This is a genomic window from Algoriphagus sp. CAU 1675, assembly GCF_029222925.1.
Taxonomy (GTDB): Bacteria; Bacteroidota; Bacteroidia; order Cytophagales; family Cyclobacteriaceae; genus Algoriphagus.
Genome location: NZ_JARHUI010000002.1, coordinates 435993 through 449532 on the forward strand (window position 1 = coordinate 435993; position 13540 = coordinate 449532).

Below are 13540 nucleotides of genomic sequence, written 5' to 3' on the forward strand. Positions count from 1 at the left end.
GCAGCTGCGGGACAAGCGATTGTAATAAAATGAATTCCTTTGATTGGCTTTCCCACATGGGAATTCCACAGGTAGATAATTTTGATATTGTTGAAATAAAATTCAAAGGAGGCCGAAAGGAATATTACCGCAATGTGGATTACCTCAGTCTTACAACAGGGGATCCAGTAGTGGTGGATGTGCCCAGTGGCCACCATATAGGCTATGTTTCCCTTCAGGGAGAATTGGTCCGACTGCAGATGCAAAAACGAAAAATCCGGGATGATGACAATATTCTAAGGATTTACAGAATAGCCAACCAAAAAGATCTGGAAAAATGGGAAGAAGCGAAAAACCGCGAAATCCCAACACTATATCGATGCAAGCAGATCGTAGATGAACTCGGTCTGAAAATGAAAATGTCTGATATTGAATTCCAGGCAGATAATTCCAAAGCGACTTTTTATTACTCTGCTGAAGAGCGGGTTGATTTTCGTGAGTTGATCAAAATTTTGGCATCCGAATTCAAAATTCGTGTGGAAATGAGACAGATTAGTCTCAGACAAGAAGCTGGAAGAATCGGGGGAATCGGCGTATGCGGAAGAGAACTTTGTTGCTCCACTTGGTTGGTTGATTTCAAAAATGTCAGCACCTCAGCAGCACGCTATCAGAACCTTTCACTAAACCCAAGTAAACTCAGTGGGCAATGTGGCAGATTGAAATGCTGCCTCAATTATGAACTAGACACTTACATGGATGCCATAAAGGATATCCCTAATGTAGAGCGTCCACTTCAAACTGAGGGAGGCCCGGCGAAGCTTCAAAAAACCGACATCTTTAGAAAATTGATGTGGTTCAGTTACAACAATGACAATGACTGGCATAGCATCACTTGTGACAGGGTTAGGGAAATTCAGGAACTGAATGCCAAAGGGATCAAGGTCTTCAACCTTCAATTCAATGAATCCAGTGAATTGGAAGACTTGGCGGCTCAATCCACTCGGGAGCTTGAACTTTTGGACAAGAAGTTTGCCACTAAAAAGAAGAAAAAGAAACCTAGAAACAAAGGCAAACAAGCTCCTGTTCAAAACCAGACCCCACAGCCTCAACCTCAGCCTCAAAAGCCAAGGCAAAGAGCTGAAGCTCCGGCCGTTCCCGGACAGGCCCCGAATCCGGAAAACCGTAAAAAAAGAAATAAAAACAGGAGAAAACCCCGCCCTCAAGCTGAGAATCCGACTGTTCAGGCTCAACCTGCGGCAAAAAAAGAAAATCAAAAGCCTGAAGGCAAACGAAGATTCCCTCCGAGAAGAAATCAAGGACCGAACTCCAATAAGCCGGGAAATGAATAAATTAACAGGAATCCTTTTTTTAGGTTTGCTTACATTGAGCATCTCCTGCTCCAATGACCGACTGTTTGAGGAATTTCAATTCTTACCAAACCAAAATTGGAGCAACACCGATAGTCTAAATTTTAACCTGGGAACTTTAGAGCCTAGTGGAAAAACTTCTTTGATTGGGCTGAGATTTAATGAATCTTACCCCTTTTCCAATTTCTACCTACGGGTAATTTCGAAAGATTCATCCGGAACGGTGCTTGAAAACCAACTTCTGAATATCCCTCTTTTCAACTCCAAATCCGGAGAACCACTCGGAAAGGGTTTCGGAAGCACCTATACCAAATATGACACGCTTCCCTTCCAATTCAGTCCCAGCACCCGAGAAATCGTACTCCTCCAATATATGAGGCAAGAAAACCTCAAAGGGATAGAGGCTGCCGGCATAAAAATCCTAAAAAACTAAAAGCCACTCCCCAAATAGGAAAGTGGCTTTTTCTGTAAACTTTATTTCAGATCATCTCATTCTTTTATAGGCATTGATCAAGCCATTGGTGGATCCATCATGGGAAGTAACCTCTTCATCACCTTTCAATTCAGGCAAAATTCCGTTTGCTAAGACTTTCCCGAGTTCAACACCCCACTGGTCAAAGCTGAAAATATCCCAGATGGCCCCCTGAACAAAAATCTTATGCTCATACATGGCCACCATCATTCCCAATGTATAAGGAGTAATGATCTTTACAAGAATGGAATTCGTTGGTCTGTTTCCTTCAAATACACGATGGGGTCCAACCTTCTCGATCTCTTCGGGGGATTTACCTGCTTTGCTCATTTCCGCTTTCACCTCTTCCAGAGTTTTTCCCTTCATCAAAGCTTCTGTTTGTGCAAAGAAGTTGGAAAGCAGCTTTTGGTGATGATCTCCAATAGGATTGTGTGAAATGGCTGGAGCAATAAAATCACAGGGGATCAAATGGGTTCCTTGATGGATTAATTGATAAAAGGCGTGTTGTCCATTTGTACCTGGCTCGCCCCAAATAATCGGTCCAGTTGTATAGTCCACCTTTTCTCCGGATCTACTCACATATTTGCCGTTACTTTCCATGTTTCCCTGCTGAAAATATGCTGCAAAACGATGCAGGTACTGATCATATGGAAGAATTGCCTCGGAGGCAGCTCCTAGGAAATTGGTATTCCAAATCCCTATCAAAGCAAGGAGTACAGGAATATTTCTATCAAACATCGAGTGTCTGAAATGCAAATCCATAGAATGAGCCCCTTTGAGCAGCTGCTCAAAATTTTCGAACCCTATGGCACAGGCAATGGGTAGTCCAATAGCGGACCAAAGGGAATACCTTCCTCCTACCCAATCCCAAAACTCAAACATATTCTCCGGATCAATTCCAAAAGCTTGAACTCCTTTCAGGTTGGTAGAAAGAGCGACAAAATGTTTGGCAACCGCTGCTTCATCCCCAGCATGTTCCAGAAACCAGTCCCTTGCGGTATGGGCATTGGTCATAGTCTCTTGGGTAGTAAAGGTCTTGGATGCTATAAAAAACATCGTAGTCTCAGGATCCACTTTTTTAAGAGTTTCAGCGATATGGGTTCCATCCACATTGGAAACAAAGAAGATCTCAAGATTAGGATTCTGATAAGGCTTCAAGGCCTCCGTCACCATCACGGGGCCTAAATCAGAACCCCCGATACCTATATTTACTAGGTATTTGATGGGTTTGCCAGTATAACCCATCCAATTCCCCGAGCCGACTTTATCAGCAAAAATTTTCATTTTGGCCAAAACAGCACGGACATCAGGCATTACATCCTTTCCGTTGACATAAACAGCTTCATCCTTCTGATTTCTTAAAGCGGTATGGAGAACAGCCCTATTTTCTGTTTGGTTGATAGCCTCACCTGTAAACATGGACTCAATCGCCACATGAAGCTCAGTTTCTCTTGCCAGATCCAAAAGAGCATCCCTGATTTCATCATTGATTCTGTTTTTGGAAAAATCAACCAACATATCCTCCAAGCTGACACTGTATCTATCAAAACGTTCTTTTTCTTCAAAAAGAGAAGTGATCTGTAAGTCTTTATATTTTTCTGCCAGCCCCTTAAGTCTGTTCCAAGCAGGAGTCTGGGTAGGGTTAATCGATTTCATAATTTGTAAATAGGTCACAATAGGAATGAGGCACAAAAATAAGATTAATCTTTTTGTAAGGTATATCCCATGAAGCTAATTCGGGATTTAAAAAAAATGAATGGGAGACAAAAAAGCCCGTAATTCAGATTTTACGGGCTTAGATAAAATTAATTTCCTTTTTGTTCCTGCTCGGCTTTCGCTTTTCGCTTGAAACCTTTTCGGAAAGGCCAGGTATATTCCAATGCTTCCATACCTCTATTCAGATTGTAAGTTGCCGAATCTGTATTGATCAGGGTGCTTTTCAGAGTATTTGCAAATTCTTCGTCATTCAACAGCAAACCAAGGGAATTCTCACTTGAATTCAGCTTTTCAGAAATATCATTGAGTTTGGCCGTAAGATTTTGAGTATTGTTTACAGTTGCCTTCAATCCATCCAAAGTGGCTTTCATTTGACTTACCATGGTCGTATCTCCAATTAAGTCATTGAAGAGATTTCCCTCCTGATTTAGTTTGGAAGTAAACTCATTAAGGTCTGAAAGCATTTGATTGGAATTGTAGCTTGCACGGTTCAGGTTTGCCAAAATGGACCTGAAGTTTTCCGCCAGAAGGGAATCAGTCATTACAGCTCCTACAATTCCTTCTCCAGCGGCGAGCTTTCCTGTCAGCTGTTTTAAGTCATTGGTGATCTCCACCAAGTTTTGGTTGTTCAGTTGCAGGGTTTCCATCATCCGATCCGTATCCAGAGGCATCACTGCCTCCAATCGGTCTCCGTCTACCACAGGTGGTGCCATTGTAGTACCTCCATAAATGACGATGATCTTATTTCCGATCAATCCATCAGAACTGATGGTGGCTTTGGAATCCTTCCGGATAAACTCAGCTACTTCCTCCTCCACATTCATTTCTACCTCAACCTGAGAGTCACCATAGAAGTTAATCTTCCTTACTGTCCCAATCTTCACACCTGAAAACCAGATATTGTTGCCCGTCTGCAGACCTCCGACATCGTCGAATACAGCCTTGAGCTGAATCGCTCTTACAAATTTCTTTTGCTGGCCACCTAAGGTTAGGACCCCGGTCACCAGAATTGCAATTCCGATAAAGACAAATATGCCTACAACTACGGAACGTTTATTTTCACCTCTCATGATTCGATAAAATTATAATCGTAGAATGATTTCACACGCTGGTCTTCCGCATGCGAAAAGACCTCCTCAAAAGTTCCCATTGCCTTGAATTGTCCATCCAGCAATACCGCCATCCTGTCACCGGTGACCTTGGCACAGGCCAAGTCATGGGTAATTACAATGGATGAAGTCTTGTAGCGCTCCCTCACCTCGAGAATCAGGTTGTTGATATCCATACAGGTGATCGGATCCAATCCCGCTGTTGGCTCATCATAGAGCATGATTTCAGGTTTTAGAATCAGGGTCCTAGCTACACCTATCCTTTTCTTCTGCCCTCCCGAAAGTTCGGAAGGCATCTGATTGATGGACTGTGGCAGGCCTACACTGTCCAAAAGTTCTTCAATTCTTTTATTGATTTCTCCCCTGGTCAGATTTTTGACATTCCGTACCAAAGGAAATTCCAGATTTTCTCTCACCGTCATACTATCGTACAAAGCTGAGTTTTGGAATGAAAACCCGATTTTAAGTCTAAGTTTGTTTAATTCTTTGGGTGAAAGTGTGGAAACTTCCTGCCCAAGAACATTCATAGTACCCGCATCCTGTTTGAGCAGGCCGACCATAATTTTGATCAATACGGACTTTCCGGATCCTGACTTCCCGAGAACCACCAGATTCTCTCCTCTGTATAAATCGAGATCTACACCCTTCAAAACATCTAAGTCGCCGAAGGATTTTTCCAAGCCTCTTATTTCTACTACTTTCTCTCTCATACCTACATTGCTCTAATTGCGTTGACGATTTGAAGGGACAGTAATTCTTCAATAAATATCAAGAACATGGAAATGACCACCGCAGAGTTTGCCGCCCGGCCCACACCTTCGGTACCCTTGGAAGAATGGTACCCTTTGTAGCAACCCACGACCCCGATCGTAAAACCAAAAACCAATGATTTCAAGATAGAGGAGGTGATGTCCAAGAACGTAATGGATTCAAAAACCTGAACAAAAAAAGTAGAAAGACTCACCAACTCATTAGCATTGACATTAATAAATGAACCTATCAACGCGACAAAGTCTGTGTACAAAACCAGAATCGGAATCATAAATGTGGTCGCGAGAACTCGGGTCACCACCAGGAATTTGAAGGGGTTGGTCGCAGATACTTCCATTGCATCTATCTGTTCAGTCACCTTCATGGAACCAATCTCAGCACCTATGCTGGACCCCACTTTACCCGCAGCAATCAATGCCGTCACCAAAGGTCCCATTGCTCTAACCACCGCAATGGAAATCAGAGAAGGCAGCCAAGAGGTAGCCCCAAATTCAGAAAGGGAAGGACGGGATTGATTGGTAAATACAATACCCACAATGAACCCTGTCAAAGAAATTAGAGGCAGGGATTCCACACCAATCCTGTAGCACTGATGGATTACTTCCTTAAATTCATAGGGAGGTAAAAAGACTTCCTGAAAAAATCGTCTGACGAAATTCCAGGCATCGGCCAGGCCGGTGAAAAACTTATCTATTTTCTTCGAAAGCAGGGGCTTTCTGTCATGCGATTCTTCAGCCATATACTCTTTTCGAATGGACGAAATTAATTAAAATATTCAAAAGAAGGGGGGCAAATCTCCATAAAGGGACAAGAGGTTTTTCAAGCTCCACGAATCGAGGGAGTTTTGGAGCATTCCCTTCAAAAAATCCACCCAAAAAAATGATTAACTAAATCAGGTTTTTCCTCAAATACGAGAATGAATTCCAATTAACCGAACGTTGATCAAGGATGTCTTTTTCAGGGATCCTTGAGAATCCTGATTTTGGAAAACAGCCAAGACCTGAATCTTTTTTTGTTTTTTTTTAGCCAAATCTAATTTTTTTAGCCTAAGCAAATTATGATCTCTCTAAATTACCGTCAATTGATTATTAATCAGTTTTTTAACAAACCTTAATTAAACCGATAATTTATGATTTAAAAAGAGGTTCTGACTATTTTTAGACTAAACGAAAAACCTCTCACCTACCCAGATGTTTTTAATACAATCAAGTATTAAAGATCTGTAAACACCCAAAGTTTCTCCCTTATTTGAGTATTTTGGCAAGTAAAATCAATGTCCCGGTCATGGAAACAAAGCGCTCTTCAAACAGAAGTAATAATCAAATTCTCCGTTTTTTTATCTACCTGAAAAACCGCTTCGACCTTGAGGAAGGAAAGGAAGACGAACTGGAAACAATTGAGTACATCCGGAAAAATGTGGAGTTCAAAGGAGCCAATTTATGGATCTTGATTTTTGCGATTTTCGTTGCATCCATTGGACTTAATGTCAACTCAACAGCAGTCATCATCGGAGCCATGTTGATCTCCCCATTGATGGGACCTATCATGGGAATCGGAATGGCTGCCGGCATCAATGACTTCGAGTTACTAAAGCGCTCCTTGAGAAACTTAGGCGTCGCAATTTTCATCGCAATCCTGACCTCCACCATTTACTTTTATTTCACCCCGCTTGATGATGCACAGTCCGAGCTTTTGGCCCGGACAGAACCTACGATTTGGGACGTATTGATCGCACTATTTGGAGGACTCGCGGGAATAGTTGCCGGCTCACGAAAAGAAAAAAGCAATGCTATCCCTGGTGTAGCCATTGCCACCGCCCTCATGCCTCCTTTGTGTACAGCCGGGTACGGGCTGGCCACTATGAATCTGTTTTATTTCTTCGGAGCATTTTACCTCTTTTTTATCAACTCCGTATTCATCAGCCTTTCTACCTACCTGATCGTTCGTTTCATGAAGTATCCGAAAAAGGAATTCTTGGATCATAAAAAGGAAAAGAGAGTACAGACTTACATTACGATTTTCACCATTCTTACCATAGTTCCAAGTATCTATTTGGCATATGGAATCGTACTCAGATCCATTTGGGAAGAGCAGGCCAAATCCTTTATTCAGGTAGAAATGAAATTCCCAAAAACACAGGTCTTGAACAGTGAATTGGATTACTCCAGTGACCTAAAAAAGATCGAAGTAAATTTGATTGGAGAGGAGCTTGATCCAGAAATCATAGCCATCATCAAAGAAAAGGGTGTTGATTATGGTCTGGAAAATACGGAAATCACCATCAATCAAAGCGGAAATGGCCTCACTGATATGAATGTGCTCCGGTCTGATATCTTAAAAGACCTCTATGAACGAAACGAGCAACTGATCCAGGACAAGGACAAGAGAATCGCCATCCTTGAGGATGAGGTGGCAAATTATGCACAGATTCGAGCTTTGGGGGGAGAAATCGCTTTGGAAGCCAAGATCAACCATCCCAAGCTTCAAAAATTCACTCTAAACCGCTCTTTGGTCACAGATCTTGAAAGTAATTCTTCGGACACGCTCTTGTTAGCTTTTGCTGAATTCAGTGCCAAGCCTTCCCGTTCGGAAACCAATAAACTAATCCAATGGCTCAAGATTCGCACCAAGTCCGACACTGTGGCCTTGATCCTCAATTAATCTATTCACTATGAAAAAGCTGACCCTTTCCCTCTTCCTACTCTTTATCGGGCTATCTTTTGCACAAGCCCAAAACAGCTCTTTTGACGAGGAACTGGCAAAAAAATTAGGAGCAGATGAATATGGAATGAAAAAATATGTCATCGCTTTTCTCTACAGAGGAGATCGTGTAGACGAATATAGTCCAGAGGAGAGAGCCGAACTTCAACGTGCACACCTAAGCAATATCAATCGCTTGGCTGAGGAAGGTAAAATGGTCTTAGCAGGTCCGTTTTTCGGAAATGATGAGTTAAGGGGTTTATTCTTTTTCAATGTTGAAAGCTTGGAAGAAGCCATTACTCTAACCGAATCAGATCCATCAATCCAGGCCGGTATTTTGAAAATGGAAATGAAAGAATGGTATGGCTCGGCCGCATTACCTCTTTTGCTGGAATTTCATTCCAAAATTTCAAAAACAGGAATCTGATATTTCTAAAATCTCTGAAGTATCCAAATTCAAAAAAATCAAACCTCTTTCCTATCCTATAAACTTCACAGACACATAACCTTTCTCCCATTTATTCTTCGTACCTTTGCGCCTTGAAAAACGCATAGCATGCAGAATATCAGAAATATCGCGATTATCGCACACGTTGACCACGGCAAAACCACGCTAGTGGACAAGATCATCCACGCTTCCAAAATTTTCAGGGAAAACCAACAGTTTGACGACCTTATCCTGGACAACAATGATTTGGAGCGGGAAAGAGGAATTACAATCCTCTCCAAAAACGTATCCGTACGGTACAAAGACCACAAGATCAACATCATTGATACTCCGGGTCACGCCGACTTTGGCGGAGAGGTAGAACGCGTACTTAAAATGGCTGACGGAGTTATCCTATTGGTGGATGCTTTCGAAGGCCCAATGCCACAGACGCGATTTGTATTGGGCAAAGCCCTTTCCCTTGGTTTGACTCCAATTGTGGTTGTCAACAAAGTGGACAAAGAAAACTGTAGACCGGATGAAGTCCATGAATCTGTGTTCGAGTTGATGTTCAATCTGGATGCAACCGAAGAACAATTGGAATTCCACACACTGTATGGTTCAGCCAAGCAAAACTGGATGGGACCTGACTGGAAGAATCCAACTGACTCTATTCTTCCTTTGTTGGATGCAATCCTTGAATACATTCCTGCTCCACAGATTGAAGAAGGATCTCTTCAAATGCAGATCACATCCTTGGACTATTCCAATTTCGTAGGCCGTATCGCCATCGGAAGAGTAAAAAGAGGAAGCATTTCTGAAGGTCAGCAAATTGCGTTGTGCAAAGCAGACGGAAGCATCAAAAAAATGCGCGTAAAAGAACTCCATACCTTCGAAGGTCTGGGCAAAAATAAAGTTCAAACAGTTCAGGCAGGTGACATTTGTGCCATCACTGGTTTGGAAGACTTCGAAATTGGTGACACTGTTGCTGATGCAGAAAATCCAGAACCACTTCCGAGAATTGCCATCGATGAGCCGACAATGAACATGCTCTTCACCATCAACAACTCTCCTTTCTTTGGAAAAGAAGGAAAATTCGTGACTTCCCGACACCTGAGAGATCGTTTGATGAAGGAAATGGAGAAAAACCTTGCCCTTCGTGTAGAACCTACCGATTCTGAAGACAGATTCTTGGTTTATGGACGCGGTATCCTTCACTTGTCCGTATTGATCGAGACCATGAGAAGAGAAGGTTACGAATTGCAAGTAGGACAACCACAGGTGATTTTCAAGGAAATAGACGGAGTAAAACACGAGCCTATCGAAACCTTGGTGGTTGACGTACCTCAGGAGACTGCAGGTAAAGTCATTGAACTGGCTACCCAGAGAAAAGGTGAATTACTGATCATGGAGCCTAAAGGCGATCTTCAGCACTTGGAATTCAAGATTCCTTCCCGAGGATTGATTGGCCTTAGAAACAACGTATTGACAGCCACCCAAGGGGAAGCCATCATGAACCACCGTTTCACTGCCTACGAACCTTTCAAAGGACCTATCCCTGGAAGAATTAACGGGTCCTTGATTTCTATGGAAGGAGGTCAATGTACTGCCTACGCAATTGACAAACTTCAGGACAGAGGTATCTTCTTTATCGAGCCAGGTGACGAACTATACACCGGACAGGTGATCGGTGAGCATTCCAGAGACAATGACTTGGTAGTGAACGTGCAAAAAGGCAAGAAACTGACCAACATGCGCGCTTCAGGTTCTGATGATAACGTTAGAATCGCTCCTCCAAAAAGATTTTCTCTTGAGGAATCAATGGAATACATCCAAAAAGATGAATACTTGGAAATCACTCCAAAAAGCATCAGAATGAGAAAAATCTACTTGGATGAAAATGAGAGAAACAGAATGGCTAAGAAAGAAGCTTAATTCTTTAAAATTTCAATTTCCTAATCCCCTGAAAATCAAATTCAGGGGATTTTTTTTATGGTAAAAATTCAGAATTCAATGGACCTAAATAAAACCAAACAACTTTTCACAAGTGGAAGCAATGAAATTTCAGGAAAAGCATGCTGCAGATAAATAATAGAAAAAGGCCGGAAAATCCGGCCTTACCTTTTACCATTGATGGTGGATTTCTTCCTTGATATACTTTTCATAGACCCTAGTGACTTCCTCCATTAGCATAGGACTAAGAGGAGGTAGTTGAGCTGCTAGAATATTTTTGCTTACTTGTTCTACTTTTGATGCTCCCGGTATCACCGTGCTTACCTCGTTAAACATGAGAATCCATCGAATGGCCTGGGCAGCCAAATCATAGTCCTTAGCTAAAATTCCTTTTAACTCTTCAACAGCCGGAAACGCTTTCTCCAATGGAACTCCTGAGAAAGTTTCTCCTTTGTCAAAAGCTTTTCCCTCTCTATTGAAATACCGGTGATCATCCTTAGAAAAAGTGGTATCGGGAGTGATTTTACCAGTCAAGAGACCACTGGCCAAAGGCACCCGTACAATAATCCCAATATTTTTATCCATTGCTTCCTTGAAAAACAGCTCAGCAGGCTTCAGCCGGAACATATTAAAAATGATCTGTACCGTGGAGACAATATCATAGTTCATGGCAGTCAAGGCTTCATCCACTTTTTCAACACTGACTCCCATCTCTGCGATTTTCCCTTCCTTTTTCAAATCCTCAAACAGCCCGAAAATCTCATCTCTTTGGTAAACAGGAGTTGGGGGACAATGTAGCTGGATCAGATCCAACCTATCCAGTCCCGTATTTTTCAAACTATCCTCCACAAACCTTCGAAGTCGCCCGACTGTGTATCCCTCATTGGTATGGGGCTGAATCCTTCTCCCACATTTAGTGGCCACATAGATTTTTTCGGATCTTTCCCTTACTGCCTTACCAACAGCCGCCTCGCTTAAGCCATCATCATAAACATCGGCTGTATCCACAAAATTGACTCCCTGATCAAAAGCGGTATGCAAAATCTCCTCTGCCCTTTTCGGGTCAAATGCCTGCCCCCAGCCTCCCCCGACCTGCCAGGTGCCTAAACTGATTTCTGAAATTTCCCATGCTGTTTTTCCTAATCTTCTGTAATTCATTCTAATAAATTTCCTTCTGTTGCTTCCTTTGTTGTAATGTTGGATGTAGGAAAGCAATTTAAATTTTTATCTTTAGAAACTCAGTTTACACCCCTCCCCTCAACTCAAAAACCTATGAAATCAAGAAGAGAATTCATCAAAACAATTGGCGTGGCGAGTGCCTCCGCCGTATTACCTTTAAACACAATCGCTAGTACAATGGCAAATCAAAAAATGATCCACCAGGTATATTTCTGGCTCCATGACGCTTCTAACACCCATGAATTTCTAACCGAGGCCGTTCCAATGTTGGGAAGATGTCCTACCGTTGCAAAATTCATTGCAGGAACTCCTGCTCCAACCGCAGAAAGGGATGTGGTGGACCATAGTTTTCATGTTGCCTGCACTATTTTCTTTGACAGCTTGGAAGACCAAGATGCCTACCAGAAAGAACCGCTTCACTTGGAATTCATCGAAAAGTACTCCTCTATGTGGAAGACTGTCAAGGTTTATGATATAGCTATCTAAACTTTCTTCCCCTGATTTCACGTTATTACCCTAAATCAGAATAAATGGTTATGAAAAATGTGAAGTGGCTTATCGGTTTGGTATTGATTGGGTTCTGGGCCTGCGAGCCTAAAGAACCCTCCACTCCAAACCCTCAATCGGATCAAGTGAAGGAGGCGATTTATTCTACTATGAGAGAATGGTATTACTGGAGTCAGGAATTACCAGGATCAATCAACGTAAATAACTACAGTAGCAATGAGGCTTTTCTGAATGATATCATCTACAAACCCCTGGACCGGTTTTCTTACCTGACTACACCGGATGCATTTACCAATGCCTTTGTAGGAAAGAATGCCGGTCATGGTTTTGGATTTGCATTCAATTCGGAGGAGCGTCTTTTTTTGACCTTTGTCTTCGACGAAGCTCCTGCGGGTCTTGACGGCTGGCAGAGAGGTTGGGAAATAATCGAAATCAACGGAAAACCGATTTCCAATTACAAAACCTCCTCAGGCGCTTATGACTTTCAGTTAGGCCCGGGAGAGGCTGGGATCACAAACTCCTTTACTTTCAAGCTTCCCGATGGTACTGAAACCACCCGTAGCAATACCAAGGCAGAATACCAATCCAATTCAGTTCTTTTCAAAAACACCTATGATGTTGGTGGAAAAAAAGTCGGGTATTGGGTCTATCAAAGTTTCAAAGCAACTGCGGGACTTTCCCCTACCAGAAGCGCAGAAGTACAGGAATCCATGGAGTACTTTCAATCTCAGGGAATCGAGGAACTAATCATAGATCTTCGATACAACGGTGGCGGATCAGTAGCTGTAGCGGAGCAAATCAACAATTATTTGATTCAACAAGCCAATTCCGGCAAACTCATGTACACCAATAAGTTGAATTATGTGAAAGAAAGCTTGAACAGTTCTGAAAACTTCGAAAAACTCGGAACTTTGAATCTTTCTCGCATCATATTCATAACATCTCGAGGTACGGCATCTGCATCCGAATTGGTGATCAATAGTCTAAATCCCTATTTGGACATCATCTTGATTGGAGACAATACCTATGGAAAACCCGTAGGTTCTTTCCCCTTGTCCCGCTACAACCGAATCTTAGCTGAAAATGATGTTGAACTTGTGCCTATCACTTTTGCCACGGCAAATTCTCAAGGCAAAGCAGATTATTTTGATGGCTTTCCGGCAGATTTCCCAGTTGGGGACACCCCTGAATTCCCTTGGGGAGATCAAAGGGATGCCCGATTGACAGCTGCGTTGAATTACATTCAAAATGGAACCGTCAACAGCAGAATACTCAACACCTTCTACAGACCAAAGTGGGAATTGATTGATGCATTCAAAGGGCTTCAACAGGAATTCCCTGCTTATTAAAACAAAAGCCC

General features: G+C 42.4%; 12 protein-coding genes. 7 read left to right on the forward strand and 5 right to left on the reverse strand.

From position 1 onward, the window contains the following. The first annotated feature begins 29 nt into the window (after positions 1-29). Positions 30-1328 carry a regulatory iron-sulfur-containing complex subunit RicT gene (ricT, locus tag P2G54_RS05845; protein WP_275869132.1) on the forward strand — a complete coding sequence of 433 codons (1299 nt, stop codon included), beginning with the start codon at positions 30-32 and terminating at the stop codon, positions 1326-1328. Continuing rightward, positions 1321-1779, forward strand: a complete 459-nt coding sequence (locus P2G54_RS05850; RefSeq protein WP_275869134.1) for a gliding motility lipoprotein GldH — start codon at positions 1321-1323, stop codon at positions 1777-1779. The genes ricT and P2G54_RS05850 overlap by 8 nt, the downstream gene beginning before the upstream one ends. A gap of 51 nt (positions 1780-1830) precedes the next feature. Here P2G54_RS05850 and pgi read toward each other — a convergent pair whose 3' ends face one another. The 4 genes from pgi to P2G54_RS05870 all read right to left on the reverse strand — a co-directional run bounded on the left by pgi (position 1831) and on the right by P2G54_RS05870 (position 6153). Then, complete coding sequence (gene pgi, locus P2G54_RS05855; RefSeq protein ID WP_275869135.1) at positions 1831-3474, reverse strand: glucose-6-phosphate isomerase; 1644 nt, start codon at positions 3472-3474, stop codon at positions 1831-1833. Between the two features lie 149 nt (positions 3475-3623). Further along, positions 3624-4604: an MlaD family protein gene (locus P2G54_RS05860; protein ID WP_275869137.1), complete on the reverse strand. Its 981-nt coding sequence runs from the start codon at positions 4602-4604 to the stop codon at positions 3624-3626. Beyond that, positions 4601-5353, reverse strand: coding sequence for an ATP-binding cassette domain-containing protein (locus P2G54_RS05865; protein WP_275869139.1), 753 nt, complete (start codon positions 5351-5353; stop codon positions 4601-4603). The genes P2G54_RS05860 and P2G54_RS05865 overlap by 4 nt, the downstream gene beginning before the upstream one ends. 2 nt (positions 5354-5355) lie before the next feature. After that, positions 5356-6153 carry an ABC transporter permease gene (locus P2G54_RS05870; protein ID WP_275869140.1) on the reverse strand — a complete coding sequence of 266 codons (798 nt, stop codon included), beginning with the start codon at positions 6151-6153 and terminating at the stop codon, positions 5356-5358. A gap of 545 nt (positions 6154-6698) precedes the next feature. Between P2G54_RS05870 and P2G54_RS05875 the strand changes: the two genes are divergently transcribed. From P2G54_RS05875 to typA, 3 genes are all read left to right on the forward strand, one after another. After that, entirely contained in the window at positions 6699-8075 is a 1377-nt protein-coding gene (locus tag P2G54_RS05875) for a TIGR00341 family protein (RefSeq protein WP_275869142.1), read from the forward strand. 10 nt (positions 8076-8085) lie between these two features. Next, positions 8086-8541 carry a YciI family protein gene (locus P2G54_RS05880; RefSeq protein WP_275869143.1) on the forward strand — a complete coding sequence of 152 codons (456 nt, stop codon included), beginning with the start codon at positions 8086-8088 and terminating at the stop codon, positions 8539-8541. Between the two features lie 129 nt (positions 8542-8670). Next, positions 8671-10476 (forward strand): translational GTPase TypA, encoded by a 1806-nt coding sequence (gene typA, locus P2G54_RS05885; protein ID WP_275869145.1) that lies wholly within the window; start codon positions 8671-8673, stop codon positions 10474-10476. A 189-nt stretch (positions 10477-10665) separates the two neighbouring features. Here typA and P2G54_RS05890 read toward each other — a convergent pair whose 3' ends face one another. Then, positions 10666-11652 carry an aldo/keto reductase gene (locus tag P2G54_RS05890; RefSeq protein ID WP_275869147.1) on the reverse strand — a complete coding sequence of 329 codons (987 nt, stop codon included), beginning with the start codon at positions 11650-11652 and terminating at the stop codon, positions 10666-10668. A gap of 114 nt (positions 11653-11766) precedes the next feature. Here P2G54_RS05890 and P2G54_RS05895 point away from each other — a divergent pair, with 114 nt between their 5' ends. After that, positions 11767-12159, forward strand: a complete 393-nt coding sequence (locus P2G54_RS05895) for a Dabb family protein (RefSeq protein ID WP_275869148.1) — start codon at positions 11767-11769, stop codon at positions 12157-12159. Positions 12160-12209: 50 nt separating this feature from the next. Next, positions 12210-13529 carry a S41 family peptidase gene (locus tag P2G54_RS05900; RefSeq protein ID WP_275869150.1) on the forward strand — a complete coding sequence of 440 codons (1320 nt, stop codon included), beginning with the start codon at positions 12210-12212 and terminating at the stop codon, positions 13527-13529. The last annotated feature ends 11 nt before the right edge of the window (positions 13530-13540 follow it).

What these genes read in the sequence shown, in the direction of transcription:
- ricT (WP_275869132.1), top strand. Translation starts at nt 30, where the DNA reads ATGAATTCCTTTGATTGGCTTTCCCACATGGGAATTCCACAGGTAGAT.
- P2G54_RS05850 (WP_275869134.1), top strand. Translation starts at nt 1,321, where the DNA reads ATGAATAAATTAACAGGAATCCTTTTTTTAGGTTTGCTTACATTGAGC.
- pgi (WP_275869135.1), bottom strand. Translation starts at nt 3,474, where the DNA reads ATGAAATCGATTAACCCTACCCAGACTCCTGCTTGGAACAGACTTAAG.
- P2G54_RS05860 (WP_275869137.1), bottom strand. Translation starts at nt 4,604, where the DNA reads ATGAGAGGTGAAAATAAACGTTCCGTAGTTGTAGGCATATTTGTCTTT.
- P2G54_RS05865 (WP_275869139.1), bottom strand. Translation starts at nt 5,353, where the DNA reads ATGAGAGAGAAAGTAGTAGAAATAAGAGGCTTGGAAAAATCCTTCGGC.
- P2G54_RS05870 (WP_275869140.1), bottom strand. Translation starts at nt 6,153, where the DNA reads ATGGCTGAAGAATCGCATGACAGAAAGCCCCTGCTTTCGAAGAAAATA.
- P2G54_RS05875 (WP_275869142.1), top strand. Translation starts at nt 6,699, where the DNA reads ATGGAAACAAAGCGCTCTTCAAACAGAAGTAATAATCAAATTCTCCGT.
- P2G54_RS05880 (WP_275869143.1), top strand. Translation starts at nt 8,086, where the DNA reads ATGAAAAAGCTGACCCTTTCCCTCTTCCTACTCTTTATCGGGCTATCT.
- typA (WP_275869145.1), top strand. Translation starts at nt 8,671, where the DNA reads ATGCAGAATATCAGAAATATCGCGATTATCGCACACGTTGACCACGGC.
- P2G54_RS05890 (WP_275869147.1), bottom strand. Translation starts at nt 11,652, where the DNA reads ATGAATTACAGAAGATTAGGAAAAACAGCATGGGAAATTTCAGAAATC.
- P2G54_RS05895 (WP_275869148.1), top strand. Translation starts at nt 11,767, where the DNA reads ATGAAATCAAGAAGAGAATTCATCAAAACAATTGGCGTGGCGAGTGCC.
- P2G54_RS05900 (WP_275869150.1), top strand. Translation starts at nt 12,210, where the DNA reads ATGAAAAATGTGAAGTGGCTTATCGGTTTGGTATTGATTGGGTTCTGG.